The organism is Aureimonas jatrophae, assembly GCF_900104035.1.
Taxonomy (GTDB): domain Bacteria; phylum Pseudomonadota; class Alphaproteobacteria; order Rhizobiales; family Rhizobiaceae; genus Aureimonas; species Aureimonas jatrophae.
In genome coordinates this window covers 401,860-428,162 of record NZ_FNIT01000003.1, presented here as the reverse complement: position 1 = coordinate 428,162, position 26,303 = coordinate 401,860, and the positions used below count along the sequence as shown (strand labels likewise).

Annotated in this window: 24 protein-coding genes; 8 read left to right on the top strand and 16 right to left on the bottom strand. The window is 60.6% G+C overall.

All coding sequences use genetic code 11. From position 1 onward, the window contains the following. Window positions 1-62: 62 nt before the first annotated feature. Both secG and tpiA read right to left on the bottom strand, forming a co-directional pair. Entirely contained in the window at window positions 63-647 is a 585-nt protein-coding gene (gene secG, locus BLQ76_RS09760) for a preprotein translocase subunit SecG (RefSeq protein WP_090672480.1), read from the bottom strand. Between the two features lie 84 nt (window positions 648-731). Then, window positions 732-1,490, bottom strand: coding sequence for a triose-phosphate isomerase (tpiA, locus tag BLQ76_RS09755; protein WP_090672478.1), 759 nt, complete (start codon window positions 1,488-1,490; stop codon window positions 732-734). 150 nt (window positions 1,491-1,640) lie between these two features. Here tpiA and BLQ76_RS09750 point away from each other — a divergent pair, with 150 nt between their 5' ends. The 6 genes from BLQ76_RS09750 to lexA all read left to right on the top strand — a co-directional run bounded on the left by BLQ76_RS09750 (window position 1,641) and on the right by lexA (window position 7,805). Next, a complete protein-coding gene (locus BLQ76_RS09750; RefSeq protein WP_170842539.1) occupies window positions 1,641-3,527 on the top strand; it encodes a SurA N-terminal domain-containing protein in 1,887 nt (628 codons plus the stop codon). After that, a complete protein-coding gene (gene trpD / locus BLQ76_RS09745) occupies window positions 3,524-4,555 on the top strand; it encodes an anthranilate phosphoribosyltransferase (protein WP_090672473.1) in 1,032 nt (343 codons plus the stop codon). Before BLQ76_RS09750 ends, trpD begins: the two co-directional genes overlap by 4 nt. Continuing rightward, entirely contained in the window at window positions 4,552-5,358 is an 807-nt protein-coding gene (gene trpC, locus BLQ76_RS09740; protein ID WP_090672471.1) for an indole-3-glycerol phosphate synthase TrpC, read from the top strand. The genes trpD and trpC overlap by 4 nt, the downstream gene beginning before the upstream one ends. Then, the gene (gene moaC, locus BLQ76_RS09735) at window positions 5,355-5,834 is read left to right on the top strand and encodes a cyclic pyranopterin monophosphate synthase MoaC (RefSeq protein ID WP_090672468.1); all 480 of its coding nucleotides are present in this window, start codon (window positions 5,355-5,357) and stop codon (window positions 5,832-5,834) included. The genes trpC and moaC overlap by 4 nt, the downstream gene beginning before the upstream one ends. Then, window positions 5,834-7,030, top strand: coding sequence for a molybdopterin molybdotransferase MoeA (locus tag BLQ76_RS09730; protein WP_090672465.1), 1,197 nt, complete (start codon window positions 5,834-5,836; stop codon window positions 7,028-7,030). The genes moaC and BLQ76_RS09730 overlap by 1 nt, the downstream gene beginning before the upstream one ends. 67 nt (window positions 7,031-7,097) lie before the next feature. Further along, window positions 7,098-7,805 carry a transcriptional repressor LexA gene (gene lexA / locus BLQ76_RS09725; RefSeq protein WP_090672462.1) on the top strand — a complete coding sequence of 236 codons (708 nt, stop codon included), beginning with the start codon at window positions 7,098-7,100 and terminating at the stop codon, window positions 7,803-7,805. On the opposite strand, the gene BLQ76_RS09720 is transcribed toward lexA, so the two are convergent. Then, window positions 7,759-9,993, bottom strand: coding sequence for a ComEC/Rec2 family competence protein (locus BLQ76_RS09720; RefSeq protein ID WP_139183975.1), 2,235 nt, complete (start codon window positions 9,991-9,993; stop codon window positions 7,759-7,761). The genes lexA and BLQ76_RS09720 overlap by 47 nt on opposite strands. A 132-nt stretch (window positions 9,994-10,125) precedes the next feature. Here BLQ76_RS09720 and gltX point away from each other — a divergent pair, with 132 nt between their 5' ends. Then, window positions 10,126-11,547 carry a glutamate--tRNA ligase gene (gene gltX, locus BLQ76_RS09715; protein WP_090672457.1) on the top strand — a complete coding sequence of 474 codons (1,422 nt, stop codon included), beginning with the start codon at window positions 10,126-10,128 and terminating at the stop codon, window positions 11,545-11,547. Between the two features lie 145 nt (window positions 11,548-11,692). After that, the gene (gltA, locus tag BLQ76_RS09710) at window positions 11,693-12,982 is read left to right on the top strand and encodes a citrate synthase (RefSeq protein WP_090672454.1); all 1,290 of its coding nucleotides are present in this window, start codon (window positions 11,693-11,695) and stop codon (window positions 12,980-12,982) included. Between the two features lie 18 nt (window positions 12,983-13,000). Here gltA and lpxB read toward each other — a convergent pair whose 3' ends face one another. From lpxB to rpsB, 13 genes are all read right to left on the bottom strand, one after another. Further along, the gene (lpxB, locus tag BLQ76_RS09705; RefSeq protein ID WP_090672451.1) at window positions 13,001-14,185 is read right to left on the bottom strand and encodes a lipid-A-disaccharide synthase; all 1,185 of its coding nucleotides are present in this window, start codon (window positions 14,183-14,185) and stop codon (window positions 13,001-13,003) included. Next, the gene (locus BLQ76_RS09700; protein ID WP_090672448.1) at window positions 14,182-15,033 is read right to left on the bottom strand and encodes an LpxI family protein; all 852 of its coding nucleotides are present in this window, start codon (window positions 15,031-15,033) and stop codon (window positions 14,182-14,184) included. Before BLQ76_RS09700 ends, lpxB begins: the two co-directional genes overlap by 4 nt. Window positions 15,034-15,048: 15 nt before the next feature. Further along, window positions 15,049-15,855 carry an acyl-ACP--UDP-N-acetylglucosamine O-acyltransferase gene (gene lpxA, locus BLQ76_RS09695; RefSeq protein ID WP_090672755.1) on the bottom strand — a complete coding sequence of 269 codons (807 nt, stop codon included), beginning with the start codon at window positions 15,853-15,855 and terminating at the stop codon, window positions 15,049-15,051. Between the two features lie 4 nt (window positions 15,856-15,859). Next, the gene (gene fabZ / locus BLQ76_RS09690; RefSeq protein WP_170842538.1) at window positions 15,860-16,330 is read right to left on the bottom strand and encodes a 3-hydroxyacyl-ACP dehydratase FabZ; all 471 of its coding nucleotides are present in this window, start codon (window positions 16,328-16,330) and stop codon (window positions 15,860-15,862) included. After that, the gene (gene lpxD / locus BLQ76_RS09685) at window positions 16,302-17,369 is read right to left on the bottom strand and encodes a UDP-3-O-(3-hydroxymyristoyl)glucosamine N-acyltransferase (protein WP_090672443.1); all 1,068 of its coding nucleotides are present in this window, start codon (window positions 17,367-17,369) and stop codon (window positions 16,302-16,304) included. The genes fabZ and lpxD overlap by 29 nt, the downstream gene beginning before the upstream one ends. 26 nt (window positions 17,370-17,395) lie before the next feature. Then, window positions 17,396-19,810, bottom strand: coding sequence for an outer membrane protein assembly factor BamA (gene bamA, locus BLQ76_RS09680; protein WP_090672440.1), 2,415 nt, complete (start codon window positions 19,808-19,810; stop codon window positions 17,396-17,398). A 215-nt stretch (window positions 19,811-20,025) separates the two neighbouring features. After that, a complete protein-coding gene (gene rseP / locus BLQ76_RS09675) occupies window positions 20,026-21,165 on the bottom strand; it encodes an RIP metalloprotease RseP (RefSeq protein ID WP_090672437.1) in 1,140 nt (379 codons plus the stop codon). Window positions 21,166-21,228: 63 nt separating this feature from the next. Beyond that, window positions 21,229-22,080 carry a phosphatidate cytidylyltransferase gene (locus BLQ76_RS09670; RefSeq protein ID WP_090672434.1) on the bottom strand — a complete coding sequence of 284 codons (852 nt, stop codon included), beginning with the start codon at window positions 22,078-22,080 and terminating at the stop codon, window positions 21,229-21,231. Window positions 22,081-22,082: 2 nt separating this feature from the next. After that, on the bottom strand, window positions 22,083-22,841 hold the full coding sequence (locus tag BLQ76_RS09665; RefSeq protein ID WP_280140060.1) for an isoprenyl transferase: 759 nt from the start codon (window positions 22,839-22,841) through the stop codon (window positions 22,083-22,085). A 20-nt stretch (window positions 22,842-22,861) separates the two neighbouring features. Then, window positions 22,862-23,419 (bottom strand): ribosome recycling factor, encoded by a 558-nt coding sequence (gene frr / locus BLQ76_RS09660; RefSeq protein WP_090672431.1) that lies wholly within the window; start codon window positions 23,417-23,419, stop codon window positions 22,862-22,864. Window positions 23,420-23,478: 59 nt separating this feature from the next. Beyond that, the gene (gene pyrH, locus BLQ76_RS09655) at window positions 23,479-24,192 is read right to left on the bottom strand and encodes a UMP kinase (protein WP_090672750.1); all 714 of its coding nucleotides are present in this window, start codon (window positions 24,190-24,192) and stop codon (window positions 23,479-23,481) included. Between the two features lie 102 nt (window positions 24,193-24,294). Next, a complete protein-coding gene (tsf, locus tag BLQ76_RS09650) occupies window positions 24,295-25,221 on the bottom strand; it encodes a translation elongation factor Ts (RefSeq protein WP_090672428.1) in 927 nt (308 codons plus the stop codon). Between the two features lie 107 nt (window positions 25,222-25,328). Further along, window positions 25,329-26,126, bottom strand: a complete 798-nt coding sequence (gene rpsB / locus BLQ76_RS09645; RefSeq protein ID WP_090672425.1) for a 30S ribosomal protein S2 — start codon at window positions 26,124-26,126, stop codon at window positions 25,329-25,331. Window positions 26,127-26,303: the final 177 nt, after the last annotated feature.

The following is a 26,303-nucleotide window of genomic DNA, read 5'->3' as shown; positions in this document are numbered from 1 at the left end:
GGACTGCGAACGAAAACGGGGCGCCGAGGCGCCCCGTCGAATAACGTCAGAGTCGGACGTGCTTACGGATTCGTCGGTCCGGTCGTGGTCGTACCGGCAGCGGGTGCCTCGACTGGAGGAACCGTCGGAACGTCATTTGAATTCGATGCCTCCGGGGCGGGGTTAGCTGGAATAACATTGGAAGACGACCCATTCGGAGCCGCCGCACCGGTTGGAACTCCGGTGCTCACAGGCGGGGCGACCGGCGTCGAGGGCGCCACAGAAGGCTGGGTGCCGCCCGTGCCCGTCGGCACTTGAGGCGTAGCCGGCGTCGCATCCGGCAACGGACCAAGCTGGTCAAGCAGGTTACCCTGATCGGCTCCGGCAGGCGCCGCACCGTTTTGCTGCGCCGGGATACGGTCGAGAATATCGAGCGGGTTATCGCCGCCGTAGCGGGCCAGGATCCCGAGGGCCATGGACGTGATGAAGAAAAGCGTCGCTAGGATCGCAGTCGTCCTCGTGAGGACGTTGGCCGCACCACGCGCCGTCATCAAGCCGCCACCACCGCCTCCCATTCCGAGGGCGCCGCCTTCTGAACGCTGCAGAAGAACCACAACGACCAGCGCCAGAACGATGAGGAGGTGGATAACGATCAGGACAGTTTGCATGGAAAGAACGCGCAATCGCTGGACAAGTTGGGCGCCTTCTACATGACGGCTTATCGAACGCCAACCCGGTCCTGTCGGCGGTCCTTACCGCTCCGGTGCTGAGCGAGCGATCGCAAGAAAGTCCGTCGCCTTCAAACTCGCGCCGCCGATCAAAGCGCCATCGACGTCATCGAGAGCGAAAAACTCTGCGGCGTTTGAGGGTTTAACCGAGCCACCATAAAGAATCCGAACACACGATGCGAACGCATGGCCGAAGCGCAACGCAAGCCGGTTCCGAAGGAAAGCATGCAGCTCGGCGATATCGTGCGGCGTTGGGGTAAGGCCCGTACCAATGGCCCAGATGGGCTCGTAGGCAATCACCAGTTTCTCCGCTGTAACCTCACCGGGAACAGACCCGTCTAGCTGACGACCAAGGATGGTCAAGGTTTCGTTCGCCCGGCGCTCCGCCTCGCTTTCACCAACGCAGACGATCGTTCTCAGTCCCGCCGCTAGAGCGGCTTGCGCGCGAGCGCATACGTCCTCATCACTTTCCCGATGATCCGTTCTGCGTTCGGAATGGCCGAGTATGACCGAGTCAGCGCCTGCCTCCTGCAGCATATGCGCCGACAGGTCGCCGGTATGGGGGCCCCTTGTGTTGTGATGGCAGGTTTGGGCCGCGACACTGACGTCGCTAGGTAGATGCTCTCGAGCGGCGGCCAGAAGTGTTGCTGGCGGCGCGACTAGAAGCTCTCCCGGTCCGGTATCTTGGGACGCAACGGCCGCGGCGATAGCGTCGAGTTCCGCCAGCTCCGCCCGTAAACCGTTCATCTTCCAGTTACCTGCGATCAGGAGGCGCCGACCCATACATGTTCTCCGCTTGGAAACTGGGGCATGGCTATCAGGCTGGAGGATGAATTCAAAGCGCGCCATCCGGTGGACACGCTTTCCTTCGCAAGACGAAATGCCTATTGCCGTCACGCAAGGTCAAACCGGAGAGGCAGGAGAGCGCCACCGATGATGAAGCAGCTGCGTCGAGGCGCCTCCGGTTGGGTAGCAAAGGTTTTCCTGGGAGGACTCGCCGTCAGCTTTGTCGGATGGGGTATCGCTGATTTTCTGCGACCGCAGGGCGCGGGACGCGATGTCCTGACCGCCGGATCGACGCATGTTTCCGCAGCACAATACCAAACAGCTTACCAACAGGGGCTGCAGACGCTCGCCAACCAGATCGGTCGTCGCCCCAGCGCCGAGGAAGCTGAGATCTACGGTGTCGACCAGCAAACCTTGTCGATCTTGTCGTCGACAGCTGTTCTCACGGAAGAAGCGCGCCGATTGGGGATTGGCGTCGGCGATGAGGGACTCGTCGGTCTCATCCAACAGCAGCCGGCGTTCCAGGATCAGGCCGGGCAGTTTTCGCGACAGCAGATGCGGAGTGTCCTGGCAAATGCAGGCTTCTCTGAAGCGGCATACCTCGCCGAGTTGCGAAACGAGGCAGAGCGGGGGCAACTCCTCGACAGCGTCTCCGGTGGAGCGTCCGTCCCGACGGCATTCGTCGACGCGTTGGGTGCTTATGGTGGCGAACGACGCGACGTTTCGTTCGTCCAGCTTCAGCCGCAGACTCGAGAAGCCATCGCTCAGCCGAACGCCGATGAGTTGGATGATTATTTCACCGAGCACCTCGAGAGCTATCGGGCGCCGGAATACAGGACAATCTCGTTCGTCGATCTATCAACCGATGCCTTCTCGAAACCGGTCGAGATCGGTGAGGCAGACGTCTCGACCTTCTACGAGAGCGAGAAGTCACGTTTCACCACACCGGAGCGGCGCCAGGTTCAACAAGTCGTTTTCGCGGACCAAGCTGCTGCTGACAGTGCGGTAGCGGATATGGCAAGCGGTCGCAGTCTTTCTGACGCGGCGAAGGCTCGCGGGACTGACATTACGGACCTGGGCCTCGTTGCAAAGTCGGCTCTCCCTGTTGGTGCACTTGCGGACGCGGCGTTTTCAGCGGAACCCAACAAACCGACCCCGGTCATCGCCGGTCCATTTGGGCCGACCATCATCAACGTCACAGACGTTCGGCCGTCTGAAACACGTCCACTCGAGGACGTATCGAACGAGATCCGCACCGAGTTGGCACGGCAACGGGCAAACGCGCGGCTGACCGAGGCGTATAATTCCATCAGCGACTCTTTGGGCAGCGGGGCTCCCCTTCCGGAGGCTGCATCGCAGGCAGGCCTAGCGGTTCGGACGATCGAGAATATCGATGGTCAGGGTCGCGCGATGGATGGCAACGAAGTTCCCGGCATCCCCGATCGAGCCCAGTTTCTCCAGGCGGCCTTTCAAGCAGAGCCGAATGCTGCGACGACGCCGATCAACTACGGTGGCAGTAATTACGTTTTCTATACCGTCACAAGTGTGACTCCGGCGCGTGACCGAAGCCTCGACGAGGTGCGAGACCGCGTGGTCGCCGCCTGGCAGGACGATGAAGCGCAACGCCTTTTGATCGATCGGGCCGAGGCGCTTGCCACGCGAGTCCGCAAGGGCGAAACGCTTGCCAGCATCGCTGGGACCGAGGGTATCGCCGTGCAAACGGCTCCGGCAATCACCCGGACGAGTGGGCCAGCCGTTCTCGGCGAAGCTGGAACGCGTGCCGCGTTTTCGGGTCCCGAAGGCATCGTGGCACAAACCCCTGCGCTTGAATCCGGCGACGCCATCGTTCTGCGGGTCGATGCCGTTGTCCCTGTCGCAGATCCGGCAGCGCAGGTCAGCAGTCAAACGCGAGAGACACTTTCGGCGACCCTGCGAAACGACTTGCAGCAGGGTTACGTCGAAACTCTGCGCCGACAAATCCCGATTGAGCTGCATCCAGCAACGATCGATCAAGCACGGCTGAACGTGCGATGAGTCAGGGCTTGAAGCCTCTTCTTTCGCAGGTTGCCGAAGGCAGGTCGCTCGATCGCGAACAAGCGCGCGCCGCGTTCGCGATCCTGATGTCGGGCGAGGCGACCCCCGCTCAGATCGGTGGATTCCTCATGGCGCTTCGCGTCCGTGGCGAAACCGTCGAGGAGATCGCCGGAGCCGTCGATGTTCTGCGCGGCAACATGACGGCGGTTCAGGCTCCCGATGGTGCGGTCGACATCGTCGGAACGGGAGGCGATCACGCCGGCACGCTCAATGTCTCGACCTGTGCAGCCTTTGTCGTAGCGGGATGTGGCGTGACAGTCGCCAAGCACGGCAATCGCGCTTTGTCGTCGCGATCGGGATCCGCCGATGTCCTCCAGGCTCTCGGCGTGGAGGTTGATCTCACCCCGGACGCCATCTCGCGTACGATCTCCGAGGCCGGTATCGGCTTCATGTTCGCACCCAACCATCACGCGGCGATGCGGTTCGTAGGCCCCAGTCGCGTTGAACTGGGGACTCGAACGATTTTCAACATGCTGGGTCCCCTTGCCAATCCGGCTGGCGTGCGGCGGCTCCTCGTCGGCGTGTACGCACCACAATGGGTTCGGCCTGTCGCCGATGCACTGCAAGCCCTTGGCGCGGAGAACGCGATCGTAGCTCACGGTGACGGGCTCGATGAAATCACGGTCTGCGGACCGACGCGCATCGCCCATCTGGAGCACGGTGGGATTACCGAGCGCACGATCACTCCGGACGAATATGGTTTGGAGCCTCGTCCCTTGCAGGACATCGTTGGAGGCGATGCAGTTCACAACGCTGCCGCTTTACGTGCCGTTTTGGATGGCGCGAGAGGAGCTTATCGAGACATCGTTCTCTTGAATGCCGCGGGTGCTCTGATGGTCGCCGGTCGTGTCGGCGGGCTGAGGGAGGGACTGGCATCTGCTAGCGAAGCCATCGACGATGGACGAGCGCTCGCCTCCCTTGAACGGCTCATCGAGGTTTCACGCGCCCAAAAGGAGCGGCTGCATTGACCGACATCCTAGCGCAGATCGAAATCTACAAGCGAGCGGAAATCGCCGCCGCTCGTTCTGCAGTTCCGTTTCCTGAAATCGAAGAACAAGCGCGCCATGCGACCCCAGTTCGCGGCTTCGCCGCTGCTCTTCGAAGGCAGAGACAACGTGGGGCTTTCGGACTGATTGCCGAGATCAAAAAGGCAAGTCCATCGCGAGGTTTGATACGTCAGGAGTTCGCGCCGGCAGAGCTCGCTCGCGCCTACGAAAAAGGCGGGGCTGCCTGTCTCAGCGTTCTGACCGACGCGCCGTCATTTCAGGGTCATCCGAAGTATCTGGTCGAGGCGCGCGAGGCCACGCAACTCCCTGTCTTACGTAAGGATTTCCTGTTCGACCCCTATCAGGTCGTGGAAGCGCGGGCGTGGGGCGCGGATGCCATTCTCGTTATCATGGCTGCCGTCGATGACGTTCTCGCTCAGGAGTTGGAGGCTGCCGCGGATGAATGGCAACTCGACGTTCTCATCGAGGTGCATGATGAAGCGGAGGCCGAGCGCGCTCTCAAGCTCCGCTCGCCGCTTATCGGCGTCAACAACCGCAACCTACGGACATTCGTGACCGATCTCGCCGTGAGTGAACGCCTGGCGAGGCTCATACCGTCCGACCGCATTCTCGTCGGTGAAAGTGGCATCGCGACCCACAGCGACTGTCGTCGTCTGGAACGCCGCGGAATGCATGCGTTCCTGGTCGGAGAAAGCCTCATGCGCGAGGCAGATGTCGAAAGCGCGACACGGGCGCTTCTCGGGACGGTGGGAACCTCTGTATGAGCGAGGACCGTCTGACCCATCTGGACGCGACGGGAGCAGCCGTGATGGTGGACGTCGGCGACAAGGACGTCACCGTGCGCTTCGCCAAGGCGGAAGCTTTGGTCGTCATGCAGCCCGAAACGTTAGAGCTTATCCGGCAGGGCAACCTGAAGAAGGGGGATGTTCTGGCGACCGCACGTGTCGCCGGCATCATGGCCGCCAAGCGAGCCTCCGAACTCATTCCGCTTTGTCATCCTTTGATGCTTGAGAAGGTTGCGCTGGAGTTCGATTTCGAGCCGGCGCTGCCCGGCATTCGGCTTCGATCAGAGGTCCGTCTCTCTGGTAAGACGGGCGTGGAAATGGAAGCCCTGACCGCTGTTACGGTCGGTGCGTTGACGATCTATGACATGGCGAAGGCGGTCGACCGCACGATGTCGATGACGGCCGTGCGGGTGGTTCAGAAAGGTGGCGGCCGATCAGGAGACTGGACCGCCTGATGCTTCCTATAGAAGAGGCGATCGACAGGGTGCTGGCCGGTGTGCAGCCGGTGCGGGAGAATGAGGTCGTCCGCCTTCGAGAGGGAGCCGGCCGCGTCACAGGCGCGGATATCCGGGCCATCCGTACCCAACCGGATTTCGACGCGTCAGCCATGGACGGCTACGCGGTGCGCGCGACCGACACGCAAACGCAGCGGACGCTTCGCCTGATCGGTGAGTCAGCCGCCGGTCGGCGCTTCGATGGAGTTGTCGGTTTCGGCGAATGTGTTCGCATCTTCACCGGCGCGCCCATGCCGTTTGGCGCTGATGCCGTGGTTCTGCAAGAAGACGTCGACCGTGCTGACGACTCGGTCATGCTGCGCAGTAGCACCCAAACCGGCAGGCATGTCCGCCCACGCGGAAACGACTTCACGTCCGGCGACCTGCTCGTTCCGCTTGGTTCGCGCCTGCGAGCGGCCTCAGTTGCCCTTGTTGCAAGCGGTGGACATCCTGACGTCGTCGTTTGCCGGCAACCAAAGGTTGGGATCCTGTCGACCGGAGACGAACTCGTCCGGCCGGGTCAGCCGGTCGGACCCGATCAAATCGTTGCGTCGAACGTCTACGGCATCGCTGCCCTGGCGGAAGGCGCGGGCGCCTCGGTGATCGACCTCGGCATCGTCGGCGATCGTATGGAGGAACTCGATCGGTGCCTCCACGAAGCCTTTGCTGCCCAGATCGATATCTTGGTCACGATTGGCGGCGCGTCGGTTGGAGATCACGATCTCGTCGCATCGGGACTCCAGATGCACGGAGTAACGCTCGATTTCATGAAGGTCGCCATGCGTCCGGGCAAGCCGCTCATGGCAGGACGTTATGGGCGGACGCGCGTTCTCGGCCTTCCTGGCAACCCAGCGTCCTCTTTGGTGACAGCCACCGTGTTCTTGGTTCCGCTGATCCGCCGCATGCAGGGATACGAACACACATCCTGTCGCGAGAGTGGTCGCCTTGCTTGTGACCTCCCGCCCAACGATCACCGGACCGAATTCATGCGGGCCCGACTGGATGTGACGGGCGACGGAGCCCGTATCGAACCACTGGCGCGACAGGACTCCTCGCTTCTGTCGATCTTCGCTCAAGCGGACGCCCTCTTGGTCCGCCCAGCAAACGCGCCAAAGGCATCAGCAGGCGATCGATGCGAGTATATTCGCCTGGCCTGATCTCTTGCGGAACACAAGAGGAACAGATACCGTTTGTTCAGGGTTTGTTTTGGTCGGGAATCATACGATGCTCACGCGAAAGCAGCATGAGTTGCTGGTCTTCATTCAGGAGCGTCTGCAATCCGCCGGCGTTCCGCCGTCGTTCGACGAAATGAAGGACGCATTGGATCTTAAGTCCAAGTCCGGCATTCACCGCCTCATCACGGCCCTTGAGGAACGCGGATTCATCCGGCGTCTGCCGAACCGCGCTCGCGCTCTCGAGGTGATTAAATCGCCGGACGCTGGTGTGACCACCAAAGCCGCACAGGTCGTCGATCTCTCTTCTGCCCGTCGCTCGCGTGAAGACGCGTCCCGTGCGTCAGCGCATCGTGACGTCGTGCCCGATAGTGAGGCTATGGCTATACCGGTCATGGGACGGATTGCGGCCGGCGTCCCCATCTCCGCCATCCAGCAGAATACGCATTCGATTGCCTTGCCAGCGGAGATGATTGGGCTCGGTGAGCATTACGCCCTTGAGGTGAAGGGTGATTCCATGGTGGACGCCGGTATCCTCGATGGCGACACGGTTCTGATTCAGAAGACCGACAATGCCTCGGCGGGTGAGATCGTCGTTGCGCTCGTCGATGACGAGGAAGCGACCCTCAAGCGGTTTCGTCGGCGAGGTGACATGATCTCTCTCGAAGCTGCCAACCCGGCTTACGAAACCCGCGAACTGCGAGCGAGCCGCGTCAAGGTTCAAGGGCGTCTCGTTGGCTTGATCCGACGGTATCACTAAGGGTTATCGTGCGAGCGGTCGTCGCGTCTGAACGCCGCCAAAACTCTGGCCATGGCTCTCTACGATGGGCGTTCCATGGCTGACGATCTGGATCGACCGATGGTTCGATGGTGACTCCGGCGGAGTTCTTGGAGATTGCGAGACTACCGGAGAGTCGCAAGCTTCTCAGCGTGACGAGAAGCCCACCATCAGGGCATTCCGTCGAGCGGATAGCCCGAGCCACGATCGCAACATCGGCATCCTCGCAAACTGCAGGCCAGTTGCGCCAGTCGTCTGTCCAACTGATCCGAACTCCCGACCGCGTTTCTGCTCGGCAGATGCCGCCGCTGCACAAGAAGCTCGGCGACGTATTTCGACCCGGAACGAGCGAGAATACCCGAAGCCACTGTTCCGTAACAAAACGGTTCGGCCGATTAGAGGGCGTCTGCAAGATGCCGCTTGGCATCAGAAGTGCGAGTTGACGACCATCTTCGAATAGAACGGCTTCCGGCTCGGCCTTTGGCGGCAGGTACATGACTGCCGCTAGTGCAAGTGGAATGCACGACCACCGTAGGCGCGATGCGCAGAATGACAAAGCTAGGATCGCGAGCGTGAAGAGAAGCAGGCTCGCTGTGCTGATGCGTCCTGTTGCCTGATCGGGTAACCAGGTCGCCAAATGACGAGCGAGCACGAAAGATAGCTCGAGGCCATATCCCATGCCGGTGAGCGGAATGCGTTCGAGCCCGAACGGCATGGCAAGCGCGGATACAAGCGCCAACGGCATGACCCAGAAGCTGAAGATCGGCGTTGCAACTAGGTTGGCCACAAGGCCGAACGGCGCGACGCGTTGGAACTGGTAGACACCATACGGTGCCGTCGCCATGCCAGCGATGATGGCCGAAAGAGCGGCAGCAGCCAGTGCGAGATAGATGGACTGGAACACGCTGCGCTCTGTTCGAGCGCCCTGCGCCTCCTCCCCCGATCGCCAACGCGCGTAAGCACCGAAGGCGCCGACCAAAGCTGCCGTTGCAGCAAACGACATCTGGAACGTTGCGGTCAGTACGGCATGCGGTGTGAGAACCATGACGATTACCGCTGCAAGTGCGACGTTGCGTAACGTGAGTGACGGCCTATCGATCAGCACAGCTCCGAGCATCAAGGTGATCATGATGAATGAGCGCACCGTCGCAGCGTTGTCGCCGCTCAGCAGGAGGTAAAATGTTGTCGCCACCAGTGCTGCGAAGGCTGCCACCTTGCGTATCGGCCACCGAAGTGCAACGGACGGGAAGCATGCGAGTAGGCAGCGGACCGCCACCATGCAAAAACCCGCGACCAACGACATATGAAAACCGGAGATCGATAGGATGTGCGCGAGGCTCGTCGCACGAAGATCGTCTTCAATGGCCTGCGGGATGCCGGCACGTTCTCCTGTGATAAGCGCTGACGCAACAGCGCCGACGGCTCCTGGAAGTTCATCTCGTATTCGTTCGCCCATCGATAGGCGGAGACGAGTGAGATGGTCCGAGACGGTCAGCGTGGTCGTGAGCGACGAATTCGGAACGCCGAGGGCGAAACCATACGCTCCGAGGCCATCGAAGTAGGGCGCAAAGCTGAAGTCATGACCGCCTGGGTAGGCGGGACCTGCCGGAGGCCGAAGCCGGACGAGGCCATGGTAGAGCGAGCCGATCGCCAAGGGCGTATGGCGCGCTGAAACAAGAATTCGAACCCGTTCCGGTGGACGTGAAAGTGTCGGCCGATCGGTCGAAATGAGTCTGAGGTTGTACCGCTGGCGGCCGCGGTCATCGGTCTCGCGACCAAGAACCCGTCCCACAATCCGAGTCGTTGCATCGCCGGATATGATCGTGGTTTTCGTCCGCGACACTTCAACGTGCGCTAGGCCCTGGCCGGCAAGCAATCCAAGGACGACGATACCCATGAGATGGATGGAGGGGCGTGAGCGGTAGCAAGCGATCGCGATCACGGCCGACACGAGCCCGCAGAGCAAGACAGACACGGGTACGATGAACTGATCTGCGTAGAAGGCGGCGATGCCGAACCCCATCGAGATCGGCCATAACGCGAACGCCGAGCGGGCCTTCGCTTCTAAATCCAGCAGATCGTTCGCTGTCGTCACAACGCGATGACGATAGGTGACAAGGAAGGGATTGAGGATCGATCGGGCTTGCATATGCTGTTGCGGTGCCGACACGATCTGCTCCGCTTGTCCCCGACCTTCGCTATGCTACACACCTGCGCACCGCGGGGATCGCTTCCTGCGAAGGAGATTGAGGTCTTCCACCGGCAAATTCGTCGTTGGTCGGCCGTTACGCAGCGAGGCTTCATGGTTGCATCTGTTGTTACGCGCTTCGCGCCCTCCCCGACCGGCTACCTTCACATCGGCGGTGCGCGTACGGCGCTGTTCAACTGGCTTTATGCTCGGCACACGGGTGGTCGCATGCTCCTGCGTATCGAGGATACCGATCGCGAGCGGTCGACCGATGCCGCGGTCAACGCCATCATCGACGGTCTTGCATGGTTGGGTCTAGAAGCTGATGAACCACCCATCTCGCAGTTCGAGCGAGCCGCTCGCCATCGTGAAGTTGCCGCAGAACTTCTCAAGGCTGGCAAAGCCTACCTCTGCTTTGCGACGCCCGAAGAGTTGGCGGAGATGCGGGAGCGCGCCATCGCCGAGAAGCGTCCGCCACGATACGATGGACGCTGGCGCGACCGTGACCCTTCCGAGGCCCCTGTCGGTGTGAAGCCGGTGATACGCCTTCGCAGTCCGACTGAAGGCGAAACGTTGGTACGGGATCTCGTCCAGGGCGATGTCCGCTTTCCAAACAAGGATCTCGACGACTTTGTCCTTCTGCGTTCGGACGGGACGCCGACCTACATGCACGCCGTCGTCGTCGACGATCACGATATGGGCGTCACGCATATCATACGTGGTGACGATCACCTGACCAACGCCGGACGCCAAACGTTGATCTATGACGCCATGGGTTGGGACGTGCCCATCATGGCTCATATCCCACTCATTCATGGAGCTGACGGGGCGAAGCTTTCCAAGCGGCATGGCGCGCTTGGCATAGAGGCCTACCGCGCGCTCGGTTATCTACCCGTTGCGCTTAGAAACTATCTCGTTCGCTTGGGCTGGAGCCATGGCGACGATGAGATCATGACCACAGATCAAATGGTTTCCTGGTTCGAGGCATCGGACATCAATAAGGGAGCGGCGCGTCTCGACTTCGCAAAGCTTGATGCCATCAATGGCCACTGGATTCGCGCGAGTTCGGACGAGGAACTCGTGGAACGGGTGATGCTGGATCGCGATGTCTTGCCCAACGGCTCCATCCTGGGTGTCGCGGATGACGCCACCACGCGACGCCTACTGCTCGCCGCAATGCCCGGCTTGAAAGAACGAGCGAAAACCTTGGTGGAGCTGGTTGATGGCGCTGCCTTTTTGTTCGCCCAACGGCCGCTTGAGCTCGACGATAAAGCGTCCGCCATCCTCTCCAGCGATGCCCGTGCACTTCTTGCCGATCTTCTACCCCGCCTGGATGCGAACACAGCGTTTACCGCGGCCGAGTTGCAGGTTGTCGTTACAACCTTCGCCGAAGAAAAGGGCATCAAGCTCGGGAAGGTCGCGCAGCCGCTACGTGCCGCTTTGACGGGACGGTCGACATCTCCGGGCGTCTTCGATGTCCTCGCCGTCCTCGGGCGAGGCGAATCCCTCGCGCGTTTGCGTGATCAGTCACGCTGATATCTCCATTGCCAGGGCATTGCGGTGCAGCATCTTCCATGATCAAAACTCACTCGGCCTGAGCTCATTTGTTAGACACCGGCGAGCTCCATGAACGTCTGTCGTCCACGGACGCAGTCACGCATACTACCGGAAAGGGACATCAATGACGGAAGCTGCAAAGTTCGTCCTTGGCGACAAGAACGCGGAGCTTCAGCTCCGTCATGGCACGATCGGTCCGGACGTCGTCGATATCGCGTCTCTCTACAAGAACACCGGCCTCTTCACTTACGACCCGGGCTTCACGTCGACGGCATCGTGCGAGTCCAAGATCACCTACATCGACGGTGATGAGGGTGTCTTGCTGCATCGCGGCTACTCGATTGACCAGTTGGCTGAGCGGGGCGATTTCCTCGAGACTTGCTACCTCTTGCTTTACGGTGAGCTGCCGACGGCACACGAGAAGGAAGACTTCGTCTATCGTGTAACCCGCCATACAATGGTTCACGAGCAGATGTCCCGCTTCTACACGGGCTTCCGGCGAGATGCCCATCCAATGGCGGTCATGGTTGGCTCCGTCGGCGCATTGTCGGCCTTCTACCACGACTCGACTGATATCACCGACCCTCACCAACGTATGGTTGCCTCGATACGGATGATTGCCAAGACTCCGACCTTGGCTGCAATGGCCTACAAGTATCACATCGGTCAGCCATTCGTTTATCCGCGCAACGATCTGACATATGCAGAAAATTTCTTGCATATGTGCTTCGCAGTTCCTTGCGAGCCGTACCATATTAACGCGACGCTCGCCAAGGCGATGGATCGCATCTTCATCCTACATGCCGATCACGAGCAGAACGCATCCACATCAACGGTTCGTCTTGCGGGTTCATCGGGCGCGAACCCCTTCGCCTGTATTGCCGCCGGCATCGCGTGCCTTTGGGGACCGGCCCACGGTGGGGCGAACGAAGCCGCGTTGAATATGCTGGGCGAGATCGGGACGAAGGATCGTATCCCCGAATTTATCGCGCGGGCGAAAGACAAGAACGATCCCTTCCGCCTGATGGGCTTCGGTCATCGCGTTTACAAAAACTATGACCCGCGCGCGAAGATCATGCAGCAGACCTGTCATGAGGTCCTCGACGAGCTCGGTATCAGGGACGACCCGTTGTTGGAGGTCGCGATGGAGCTTGAGCATATCGCGTTGAACGACGAGTATTTCGTCGAGAAGAAGCTCTACCCGAACGTCGACTTCTACTCGGGCATCACGCTGAAGGCTCTGGGTTTCCCAACCGAAATGTTTACGGTCCTCTTCGCAGTCGCACGCACGGTCGGTTGGATCGCGCAGTGGAATGAAATGATCGAAGACCCGCAGCAGCGCATCGGGCGACCCCGGCAGTTGTACACCGGCGCGCCACGTCGTGATTATCTCGGCATTGATCAACGCGGGTAAGTTGATACAAGATTCTATCTATACTGTGGTCAGGGGCGTCGTTGCGGCGCCCCTTTTCTGTGTCGCGACGCTCAATATGATGTCCGCAGTTGCTTCTGCAGGCGGCCGTGCAACGTTCATGCGCCGACGGATCTCCACAAAGCCCGCTTGTTGCGCGGCACGCTCCGGAGTGTCGCTGATAAGCCTCGAAAGACGCCGTGCTAAGGTTTCAGGGCGAATCAACTCGTGGAAATGCTCCGGCACGAGTGGATGTCCGGCCGCGAAGTTGGGCAGCGCGGCAGTCCACCCGGTCACAAGGTGACGCATCATGTATCCAATCGGATCGAGCCTGTAGGCGAGTACCATTGGGACGCCGGCTAGAGCCAGTTCAAGGGATACGGTACCTGATGCGGCGAGCGCAGCATCGGCCTGTGCAAAGGCGTCCCACTTACCGCTTTCGGATGTGACCAGGTTTGGGCGGACTGCCCACGACTCGAGTTCGCGCTCCACGTTTGATCGTACCCTCGGGAGCGTCGGCAGCGAGATCTCAATGGCAGGATGCATCTTCCGTAGTATCTCGGCCGTACGACCAAAATCCTTCATCAGGCGGGAGACCTCGCTTCGCCGCGATCCTGGAAGGACAACCAAACGCGGCGGGGAATGCGGAGATCTCATCCCCGCAAGTGCATCTCGTTCTAGGATTGGCTGAAGGTGGGGATGAGATAGGAGGGGATGACCAACGTAGGTGGCTGGTGGGCCGCCATGCGAAGCGAGAACCTCGGGTTCGAACGGAAAGAGACTCACGCTGTGTTCAACCGCACGAGCGAGCTTCGTCGCCCGGTGAGGACGATACGCCCACACGGCTGGTGGTACCACGTTGACGATACGCGCGGTCGGCCAAGCCTTCTTGACGCGAAGTGCCACCCGATTGGTGAAAGTGAAGCTGTCGATCGTCACGATGACGTCCGGTCGCTCCTTCAGCAGGAACTGAACGGTTTGGTGAAGGCGCGCGAGGAGCTGTGGGAAGCGAGCCAGAATGGCACCCAGTCCAACGATCGATAATTCTTCGATCGGGAATAGACTGCTCAGTCCCTGTGCGCCCATAGCGCGCCCACCTAGGCCGATGGGATGAAAGCTTTCTCCGAGCCGTGCCTTGAGGGCTGCCGCGATATCAGCCCCGATACGGTCGGCCGACTCTTCGCCAAGAACGAAAGCGACCTTCACGCCAACCGTTCGCTATCGACGCCGACGAGGAAAAGGCCGGCTTGGTTCATCGCTCCCAGGACATCGTCATGGCCGATGATTAGGGATTGGCCAGCTGTCAGGGCGATACCTGCCAGTCCCGCTGCCGTCGCCTCATGAACAGTCTCAACGCCAATGCTTGGCAAATCGAAACGCTCGTCCTGCTGCGGTTTGAAGGCTTTGAAGAGAACACAGGGTTCTGCACGGCCAATGCGTCCTCTCAAACGCAACTCGGCAACGCGGTTGAGCATCTCACGCGTTCCTTCGATACCTTCGAGCGCGATAATACGATCGGCAGATGCAACGACAGCCTGTCCTGCATCAACAGAACCGAGTCGTAGGGCTGCTTCGTAGGCGCGTCCGATTGCAAGCGTCTCACGGTTGTCGGGTTCTCGGAAGGTCGCCACGCCTTTCGGAGTTACCAGTTCCGGTGCGATGGATTGGACCGATACCACCTCAAACCCACGCCGCTCGAACGCTCCGGCGACGGCTCGTAACATGCTGTCGTCGCCGCCGCGAACGATGCGGAAGAGCTCGGGAAGCATCAACAGCGTTCGTAAGCTCGGCAAAAGTGAGCGGTAGTCGGGTCGAACCGAGATCGTACCGCAGAACAAAACCTGGACTATGCCCAGACGCCTCAGAAACCCGAACACGTCGCCTGTTCGGGACCAAGGAAAGTGCCGATGGCTATAGTCCGACCAACCTTCTGATGAACCGTCGGCAATCGGTATGATGAACGGCGATAGACCCTGTTCCGATGCGCGTCTCGCCACGATTCTCGGAAGCGATCCACCGCCAGCGAAGATCGCAATCCGACCGTCAGCGGCCATGGCTTTTGCTGCGCATTACGCCGGACGAACGCTGCGGGGAAAACATATCGCGCGATCGCCACCCGCACGAATGAAGCCGAGCAGATCCTGAACTAGCGGATCATCCGGGAATTCGGTTTCCACCTCGTCGATGTTTTCGCGGAAGGTCAAGTCGTCGGAAAAGAGCATTCGATAGGCCTTCCGCACGTTTCGGATCGCGTCTCGATTGAACCCAGCGCGCTTCATGCCAATCACATTCAAACCGGACAGGTAGGCGCGGTTGCCGAGCACCATCCCGAACGGGATCACGTCGCCTTCGACGGCAGCTAAGCCGCCGATGTATGCGTGATGCCCGATCCTCGTAAACTGATGGATCCCAGAACCTCCGGCAATCGTGGCGTAGTCGCCGACCGTGCAATGTCCGGCCAGCATCACGTTGTTGATCAACGTAACGTTGGAACCGAGATGGCAATCATGGGCTACGTGCGAACCGGTGAAGAATGCGCAGTTATCACCGATCGTGGTCTCCGATCGACCTTGCACCGTTCCCGGGTTCATAGTGACATGTTCTCGGATGAGGCAATTGCGCCCAATCACGAGCCTCGTTTCTTCACCCTGATATTTGAGATGTTGAGGATCGTTGCCGATCGCCGCAAACGGGAAGATATTGGCCCCATCGCCGATCGTCGTGTGTCCTTGAAGAACGACATGCGAACGTAGGATTGAGTTCGCACCCAATCGGACCCGCGAGCCCACAACGCAGAAGGGGCCGACGTGACTCCCCTGCCCGATCTCAGCGCCTGACTCGATGATGGCGGTCGGATGGACTGCAGCCTCGAGCATCAGATCAACGAGCGCCGGCCGCAACGAGCATCGCACTGATCGATGCCTCGGCGACACGAGCGTCGTCGACGGTACCGACGCAATCGAACTTCCAGATATTACCGCGCTTCTTTGACTGTTTGACGTGATACTGGAGGTGATCTCCTGGGACGACTGGCTTACGGAACTTTGCGGCGTCAATCGTCATGAAGTAGACGATAGAACTATTATCGCCACCTGTCGCGAGTTGGCAGATAGCGCCTGCCGTCTGGGCCATCCCCTCGATGATCAACACGCCCGGCATGACCGGGTAGTTCGGGAAATGGCCCTGAAAATGCGGTTCGTTTGCCGTGACGTTCTTATGTCCGATCGCACTCCGATCCTTATCGATCGCCGTGATACGATCGACCATCAAGAACGGATAGCGATGCGGCAGCAACTCCAAAATCTTCTGGATGTCGGCGCTCTCAAGCGTCGTTGCCATTTCCGTCGTCACGTTCGGCCCCTCGTCGATCTTTGGCGATGGCCGTCAGTGTCGCCATCTCCCGTATCCATTCCCGAACCGGCCTCGCCGGCATGCCGCCCCATCGTGCGCCAGCAGGAACATCGCCTGCCACAACACTCACAGCTGCGATCTGTGCACCGTCTCCGACAGTGACGTGACCCTTGAAGCCGGTTTGGCCGCCGACTGAAACCCCGTTGCCAAGGGTCACACTTCCAGCGATGCCCACTTGTCCGACGATGACGCAGGACCGCCCGATGACAACGTTGTGCCCAACTTGAACAAGGTTGTCGATCTTCGTGCCTTCGCCAATGACCGTGTCGCGCACCGCGCCACGATCAACCGTCGAATTCGCGCCGATTTCGACATCGTCCTGGATGATCACGCGCCCGATCTGGACCATTTTCGTTAGCTGATTGCGATCGGGCGTGTAACCAAAGCCATCCTGGCCGATGCGAACGCCGGGATGGAGTATTACACGGTTCCCGATCAGCGCGTGCTGAACCGAAACGCCCGGACCGATAGAACAGTCACGCCCGATGTGACAACCCGGCCCGACCATGGCGCCTGCTGAGATGACGGTCCCCGAACCAACATGAACTCCGTCAGCAATCACCACGAATGGTTCGATCGTAACGTCGTCTTCGACGACGGCAGATGACGACACATGCGCTTGCGCAGATATGCCGGGCGAAGTCAGGCGTTGGGGTTTGAGGGCATCTGGAAAGAGCGTCCGCCCAACCGTCGCAAACGCCGCGGACGGATGGGCAGTCATCAACAACGGTAATCCCGCACGAGCCAAGTGCCGGTGTCGCCTGCTGGTGATGACGGCGCCAGCGCGCGTCTCCGCGAGCAGTCCGCCATATTTCGGATTTTCCAGGAACGCGATGTCGCGTGGTCCCGCCGTATCCAATGCAGCGATACCGTCGACCACGACATCAGCCGGGTCACCATTCTCAAGCGAGGCGCCGCAAAGCGCTGCAAGCGCCGCCAGCGTCATCGGCTGACCGCGCTTGAAGAAGCTTTCACTCATTCGAACCGTCTCGTCTCGTTCCTGGTTTAGAAGCGAGACGAGAAACCGAACGAGAACTCCTGCGTCCGGTCGAAATCTTCCTTGGCAAGAGGCTGGGCGTAGTTGACCCGGAGCGGGCCGAACGGAGAGGCCCAAATCAAGCCGATACCTGCCGACGCGCGGAGCGAGAAGTCCTCGCCCTGAATGCCAAACTCGTTTTCGATGTTGTCGAGACCCCAAAGCGACCCAGCATCGGCGAAAGCCGCACCTCGGAAGCCGAAGTCGCGCGAGACGAGCGGTAGCGGGAAGGTAACCTCCGCCGAGGCGTTCACGTAGTTCGTACCACCGATCGCCACGCCGTTCTGGCGGGGGCCGAGACCCTGGTACTTGAAGCCACGGACGATGTCCTGACCTTTGAAGAAGTTATCGAACACTCGGAGGTCATCACCAAGCGCCGTCACGTTACCGGCGCCACCGCTCAGCTGACCGATCAGGTCGTATTCTTCCGACAACAGGCTGAAGTAGGACGCGCGACCCGTCGTACGGATGAACTGCGCGTCTCCGCCAAGGCCTGCGACCTCCTGGCCCGCCTGCGCGAAGAAACCATTGCGCGGGTCTTGCTGATTATCCAGCGTGTTGTAGGTCAGCGCGTAGGATACCGACGACGTCGAGTACGGACTATCACAGATAGCCTGATTGATGATCGGCGACGCGGTGTAGAGCGGTGCGATCGGATCCGCGCAGGTCGTGAAGATATAACCCGTCGGTCCCAGAATAAAGTTGCCGGTTGCATCCCGTAACGCAATGCCCTGGTCGTCTCCAAACGTTTCCTGCTTGTAGTTGTAGGCGACCTGCGCCGTGAGGTCTTCCGTGATCGGCGCGGCGAGACGAAGTGCTCCACCATTGCGCACGATATCGTAGGCGGTCGAAGACGAATTCTCGGTGCGGTACAGGTCGAAGCCAGCTGCCAGACGACGACCGAGGAAATAGGGCTCGGTGAACGACAGATTGTAGGAACGAGTGTCTTCGCCGAACCCGGCGGAGACTTTCACGAACTGCCCACGGCCCAGGAAGTTTCGTTCCGTGATGCCGATCTCCGCAACCGGGCCCGAACTCTCGCCGCCGGTCGTGTAGCCGCCGCCGATCGAGAACTCACCCGTAGACTGCTCTTCGACCTGGACGATGACGATCACCCGGTCGGGTTCGGACCCCGGTGCCGTCGACACGTTGACGCTCTTGAAGAAGCGCAGTCCCTCCAACCGCTTCTTCGCGCGCTGAACGAGAACCTGATTGAAGGCGTCGCCTTCCGAAACGTCGAACTCGCGCCGAATGACGTAATCGCGAGTCTTGGTATTGCCGCGGATCTCGAGCCGCTCGACGTAGGCGCGCGGCCCCTGATCGATGACGTAGTTGATCGAGATCGTATGATTGGTGAAGTCGCGATCCCCGCGCGGGGTAACCTGCGCAAAGGCGTAGCCGGAATTGGCGACCGCATTCGTCAGGTTGACGAGCGACTCTTCGACGTCCTCGGCACTGTAGGTGTCGCCGGACTTGGTCTTGAGTTCGCCGCGCAGCGTCTCACCATCAATGCCGGGGACCGTCGAGTCGATGTTGACGTTGCCGTAGACGTAACGCTCCCCTTCCTCGACCGTGATGGTGATGAAGTAGGCGTTCTTCGTCGGATCCAGCTCGGCAACCGACGAGACGATGCGGAAGTCGGCATACCCTCGGTTGAAGTAGAAGCGCCGAAGCGTCTCCTCGTCCGCGCGAAGACGGTCTTCATCATAGATGTCATTCTTCTGCAAGAACGAGAAGAGACCAGACTCGCGCAGCGAGATGACTTCCTTCAGCCGCCCGTCGCCGAAGGCGTTGTTGCCAACGAAGTTGATCGTGTCGATCTTGGTGCGGTCGCCTTCGTTGATGTCGAAGACGACGTTGACGCGGTTTCCTTCGGCCGGAAGCGTGCGCACCGTGACAGTCGCATCCGACCGCCCGGTACGAACATAGGCGGCCTTGATCGCGTCGACGTCAGCCTGCGCGGTCGACGCATTGTAGGGCTGTCGAGAGGACGTTTGAACGATAGACTGCAGCTGCTCGTTCTTGATGCGGCTATTGCCCTGGAAGACGACGTCACTGACGATTTGATTCTCGTCCACGTTGACAACCAGCGTCCCGCCGCTCTGATTGGCGCGGACATCGGAGAAAAGCCCGGTCGCGAACAGGCGCGTCACCGCTGCGTCGACGTCCGCATCCGTAATGTTCTGACCCGTGCGGATCTGCGTCAGGTTTCGAACCGTATCGGCATCTACGCGCTGATTGCCGCGAACCTCGATGCGATTGACGACAGCGGCGTCAGCTTCGGACAACGTGGCCAGCTGAATGCTGATCGCGGAAGCTGCGAGCACGGTGGACGAAAGAGCAGCTGCCGACAGCGCGCTCATAAGCTTCGACCCAGCCTTCATACCACCACTACCTTTTCCTATTCCGCCGAATATCGGCGCGACCTACGCGTGGTCGCACCCGTTTGTATCGGCTTTGCAGACACGTTCAACCAAACTGGCGGGATTCCGTTTAGGAAACGGAAAACCGTTGCGAAGCCGCCACGCCGCCCCTGGCGTATGGTTAACGTGCTGCAAATTTCCCCATCAAACCCCCGATCGATCGTGCAACCGACTCATCAGGTCAGGCTGGTCAGATCGTTCCAGAACGCAAATACCATAAGAAGCATGACGAGAGCGAGCCCGATCCGGAATCCCACATCCTGAACCCGTTCACTCAACGGACGTCCGCGAACGGCCTCGGCCGCGTAGAACATCAGGTGTCCACCATCCAGCATTGGGATCGGTAGCAAGTTCAAGAGTCCGATCGATACGGAGAGCAGCGCGGCGAGGTTCAGCAGGGGCGCGAAGCCGAGCGTTGCAACCTGGCTCGACATCTGCGCGATCCGAATCGGACCGCCGATCTGTTCGCTGTCCTGACTGCCTCCGAAGATCCCACCGATGAAGGCGACGGTACGCTCGGTCACGAACCAGGTCTGCGAAACGCCATACTCAAGCGCGTCCCAAACTCCCAGATCGACTGTCCGGAACGAGGCGCTCTCATTGCTCGCGACAATACCGATCACGGGCACCTTGAACTCGTTGCCGAAATTGTCGGTCTGGGTCTCTTCACGCGGCGTGACGGTTATAGGCGTACGAGCGCCGGATCGCTCGACCTCTAGCGCGATCGGAACTCCGGCTCGTGAGGCGACATACCGTTGCAGATCGGCGAATGTATTGATGGCATTCCCATCGGCAGCCAGGATGCGATCTCCCGGCGCGAGACCGGCGGCCTGCGCGGGCGATCCGCCGCGAACCTCGGCCACCACCGGATCACCAATCACGATACCGCTGGCGTAGGCCGTCCCTGCGAAGATTGCGATTGCCAGAATGAAGTTCGCAATCGGACCCGCTGCCACCGTAGCGGCGCGGCGTCCGACACTAGCCGCCGGAAAGGCGCCCTGTCGCTCTTCGGGCGACATCCGCGCCACCGCCGAAGCGTCTGGAACACTCGCCGCGTTCTCATCACCCCAGAACTTGACATATCCCCCGAGCGGGATCGCGCTCAGCTTCCATCTCGTACCGTTGCGGTCGTTGAAGCCTACGAGTTCAGGGCCAAAGCCTACCGAGAACGCATCCACGCGGATGCCGGATAAGCGCCCGACCAGATAGTGTCCGAGCTCATGGAAGAATACGATGACCGTGAGAACGAACAGGAAGGGTACGACTTTGATCAACGTCGTATCCCACAACGCACCCAACCAGCCTGCGATGTCCATCAGTCTCTTTCCATGGGAGGGTTCCGATCGTCAACGCGATCCGTGTTGTCCGCATTCTATAGGCTAGAAGGCAAAAATGGCGCGCGCGGGATGATCGAGGCCTGCCACGGCAATTCCGAACAGGAGGGCGACAGCGGCGGAGACGATCAGCGCATCGATGCGATCCATGAGTCCGCCATGTCCTGGAATCAAGCGACCGGAGTCTTTCACACCAAAGCGGCGCTTGATCCACGACTCGAAAAGGTCTCCAGCTTGGCCGACAATCGAAAGCACCGCGGCAAGGAGCACGACCAACCACGTCACCTCATCGGTCAGCCAGTATGAGAACGCCGCCGCGCAGACCGTTCCCGCAATGAGGCCACCAACCGCCCCGGAAATCGTCTTCTTTGGTGAAACGAGCGGCATGAGCTTGGGTCCACCGACGCTCCGACCGGTGAAATATGCGAACACGTCCGTCGCCCACACGGTGCAGATGACGAGACCCAAAACCGCCAATCCTTCCGGACCACCGTCTCTTAGAATGCCCGGCGCCATTCCGGCCAACGCCGAATAGACGAGGCCTCCCATCACCCAATCCGCTTTGCGTTCACCCCGGTCGACAATGCCGATAAAGGCCGTTGCAAGCGCCACAATCAGCAGCGCGATGCCGTGATACTCAAACAAGAAGGCGACAAGAGATACAAAGAGCGTGCGCCGCGCGAACGCGTAGATATCGCCCGCCCTCTTCGCACGCGTCATGCGCGACCATTCGTCGAAGACGATGACGCTCGCCATACAACAGAGAATGCGGAACGGCACGCCGCCGATAATGGTCAGAACCAAAACGGCAACGCCAAGCACGATCGCCGAAATCAATCGCGAGCGCAGATCCGTCCAAGTTGGAGCATTCAGGATACGCGCAAGCCCAAGACCCATCGCTAGGACGCGATCTCCCGGGATAGACCGCCAAACCTGCGGTCCCGCTGCCCGAAGTTCTGGATGACTTCCTCGAAGGCCCGTCGATCGAAATCCGGCCAAAGGCATGGCAGGAACGCGAACTCGGAATAGGCCGCTTGCCACAGAAGGAAGTTCGAAAGTCTCAGTTCGCCGCTCGTGCGAATGATCAGATCCGGATCCGGAATTCCAGCGGTATCCAGATGCGCATCGAGGTAGTCCGGTGTCACGTGCTCCGCAGTGACCTCGCCGGCGACAAGCTTCTCGGCAATGCGGCGCATCGCTCGAGCCATCTCGTCACGTGCGCCGTAGTTAAAGGCGATGATCAGCGTGTTCCGATCGTTGGCTGCCGTCAGCTGCTCGGCTTCCTCCAGCAGGTTTCGAATCTCGGGTGCGAGATCGCTGCGGGAACCGATCACACGAATGCGTACCCCCTCGCGATGCAGCTCCGCGAGATCGCGACGGATGAAGAATTTCAGCAGTCGTAGGAGTTCTGTGACCTCATCCGGTGGCCTCTTCCAGTTCTCGGACGAAAAGGCGAACAGGGTGAGATAGCGTATGTTGAGTTCACGGGCCGTTCGCACCGCTTCTCGAACGGCTTCCACGCCGCGCCGATGCCCCATCGTGCGCGGCAGGCCGCGGGCCTTCGCCCAGCGACCATTGCCGTCCATGATGATCGCGACGTGTTGCGGATGCCGCATCTGTTCCACCACTTGGCTGCGAGGTTCCGACCGACGGTTCACCGTGCCCGAAAGATGCAGCTTTATACCTGCATGATTTCAGCTTCCTTGACGGCAAGCGCCTTATCAATCTCGGAGATGGTTTCATCCGTCATCTTCTGAACGCGGTCCGCCATCACGCGGCTGTCGTCCTGACTGATGTCCCCGTCCTTCTCGGCCTTTTTCAGCATATCCATGCCGTCTCGCCGCACATGGCGGGCCGCGACGCGTGCGTTCTCGCTATAGGTGTTCGCAACCTTCACCAGTTCCTTGCGGCGCTGTTCGTTCAGTTCCGGAAGCGGGATGCGCAGCGTGGTTCCGTCGGTGATCGGGTTGAGGCCGAGGCTGGACTCGCGGATCGCGCGCTCGACCGCTCCCACCATCGACTTGTCCCAGATGGAAACCGCAACCATCCGGGGCTCAGGCACTGTCACGTTCGCAACCTGGTTAAGCGGCATCTGCGAACCGTAGGCTTCCACCACAATTGGGTCGAGCAGGTTCGCGGACGCGCGACCGGTACGAAGGCCCGCAAGATCGCTCCGAAACGAGGTGATCGCTCCGTCCATGCGGCGCTTCAGTTCGTTCAGGTCTAGGGCGGCCATTGCGTATCCTTCGTAAGTTGTTGCCGGCATTCTAGGTTTTGGTTTCCGATCGCTCGCGGTCAGTCCGATACAATCGTCGAACGTCCGCCTCCGGTCAGGATACGGGAAAACTCCCCTTCCTCATGGATCGAGAACACAACGATCGGGATCCTGTTCTCACGAGCAAGCGCAACTGCCGTAACGTCCATGACGGCCAAGCCACGGTTGAGCACTTCATCGTGTGTCAGCGTATCGTAGCGTTCGGCGTCGGGATGGTGCTTCGGGTCCGCACTGTAGATGCCGTCGACCTGCGTGCCCTTGAAAAGGGCGTTCGCTCCCATCTCGGCGGCGCGCAGGGCGGCTGCGGAGTCCGTCGTGAAGAAGGGATTGCCTGTTCCGCCGGCAAAGATCACCACACGCCCGGCAGCTGCGTGAGCCAGCGCAGCCCGTTGCGAGAAGCTTTCGCAGATTTCGGGCATGGCAATGGCCGACAGCACGATGGCATCGACGCCAATCTTCGTCAGTGAGGTACGAAGCGCCAAGGCGTTGATGACTGTCGCCAACATACCCATGTGATCGCCGGTCACACGGTCCCCGCCCTTCGACGCGACCGCCACGCCTCGGAAGATATTACCGCCGCCGATCACGACGGAGATCTCGACGCCAAGTGCGCGCGCGTCACGGATATCCATCGCGATGCGATCGGCAACCGCGACGTCGATGCCGAACCCCTGCCCGCCCATCAGCGCTTCGCCCGATACCTTGAGAAGCACGCGGCGGAATCGGACTGTCATATCATGCACCTGTTCGAGCAACCGGGTTCCGATACAGGAAGGCCGTCCGCTTCTCAAGGCGGACGGCCCAATGCATCACCGACCCTGAAGCCGAATTCGCGCTTACTTCTTGCCGGCTGCCGCAGCAACCTCGGCCGCGAAATCGCTTTCTTCCCGCTCGACGCCCTCACCAAGGGCGACACGCTTGAATCCGACGATCTTGGCAGGCGCTCCAGCGTCCTTCGCTGCCGCTTCGAGCGCCTTCTCGACCGTGAGGTCCGGGTTGATGACAAAGTTCTGCTTCAGGAGGACGACCTCCTCGTAGAACTTGCGCAGCCGCCCTTCCACCATCTTCTCGATGATGTTCTCGGGCTTGCCGGACTGACGAGCCTGCTCGGAGAAGACGGCCTTCTCGCGCTCGACGACGGTTGGGTCGATCTCACCGTCCGTCAACGCCAGCGGATTGGTGGCGGCGACGTGCATCGCGACCTGACGGCCGAAAGCGTTGAGTGCCACCGGGTCGCCAGCCGACTCGATGGCCACTAGCACGCCCAGCTTGCCGAGGCCGTCCGCCGCCGCGTTATGGATATAGGTCGCGACGACGCCCTGTGGGACCTCGAGCATCGCAGCGCGCCGCAGGCTCATGTTCTCGCCGATCGTGGCGACCGCGTCCTTGATGGTGTCGGTGACGGACTTGCCGCTGGTCGGATTGGTAGCGGCACCGACCGACTCGACCGAACCATCGGTGGTCAGCGCGACCTCGGCGGTCTGTCGCACCAACTGCTGGAACGCATCGTTGCGCGCAACGAAGTCGGTCTCGGAGTTGACCTCGACGACGACGGCCTTGGCGCCCTCCGACGCGACGCCGACAAGACCCTCGGCAGCGGTGCGACCCGACTTCTTGTCGGCCTTCGCGATGCCCTTGGCGCGCAGCCAGTCGATTGCGGCCTCCATGTCGCCGTTGGTCTCGGCGAGAGCCGTCTTGCAGTCCATCATGCCCGCGCCGGTCTTCTCGCGCAGGTCCTTCACCATCGAAGCGGAAATCGTCATCAGTCGGCCTCTATAAAGAAAGGGCGCACCGTTCCCCGGAAGAAAAGGTGCGCCGGACAGGTGACGGCGCCATGACGCACCGTCGGCTGCAAAGGTTTGGGTGCGGATCAGGCCGCGGCTGGGGTCGCCTGCTCTTCGCTCGAGGCATCCGCCTCGTCGAGGGCGGGCTCCACCGGAGCTTCCTCCATCGCGCCGATGTCGACGCCCATCGAGCCCTGCTGACGACCGATACCGTCGACCGCGGCGCGCGCGATCAGGTCGCAGTAGAGCGAGATCGCCCGAGCCGCGTCGTCGTTGCCCGGAATTGGATAGTCGATGCGCGAGGGATCGCAGTTCGTGTCGACCACGGCCACCACCGGAATGCCGAGGCGCTTCGCCTCGTCGATCGCGATCGCTTCCTTGTTGGTGTCGATGATGAAGATCATGTCCGGCACGCCGCCCATGTCCTTGATGCCACCCAGCGCGCGGTCGAGCTTGTCGCGCTCGCGCTGAAGCGTCAGGCGCTCCTTCTTGGAGTAGCCATGGGCCTCGCCCGAGAGCAGCTCATCGAGCTTGCGCAGACGCTGGATCGAATTCGAGATCGTCTTCCAGTTGGTCAGCATACCGCCGAGCCAGCGGGCGTTGACATAGTACTGGGCGGAGCGGTCAGCCGCATCCGCAATGATCTCGGACGCCTGGCGCTTCGTGCCGACGAACAGCACGCGGCCGCCGCGCGACACCGAGTCGGAGACGGCCTGCAGCGCACGGTGCAGCAGAGGCACGGTCTGCGCGAGGTCGATGATATGGATGTTGTTGCGGGCGCCGAAGATGTACGGCTCCATCTTCGGGTTCCAGCGATGCGTCTGGTGACCGAAGTGAACGCCAGCCTCGAGAAGCTGACGCATGGAATAATCGGGCAGTGCCATCGTGTTCGTTCCTTTGAACCGGTTAGTGCCTCCACGGATCAGAGCGCCTCGGCGAGACGCCACCGGTGGGATCGTAGCGGAGACCCGCGTTGAACCCGACATCCGTGTGTGGAATAGCGGCGCGCATACACCAGAACGCCGTGTCCGACAAGTGATGCGCTCGCGCCGTTTATATGG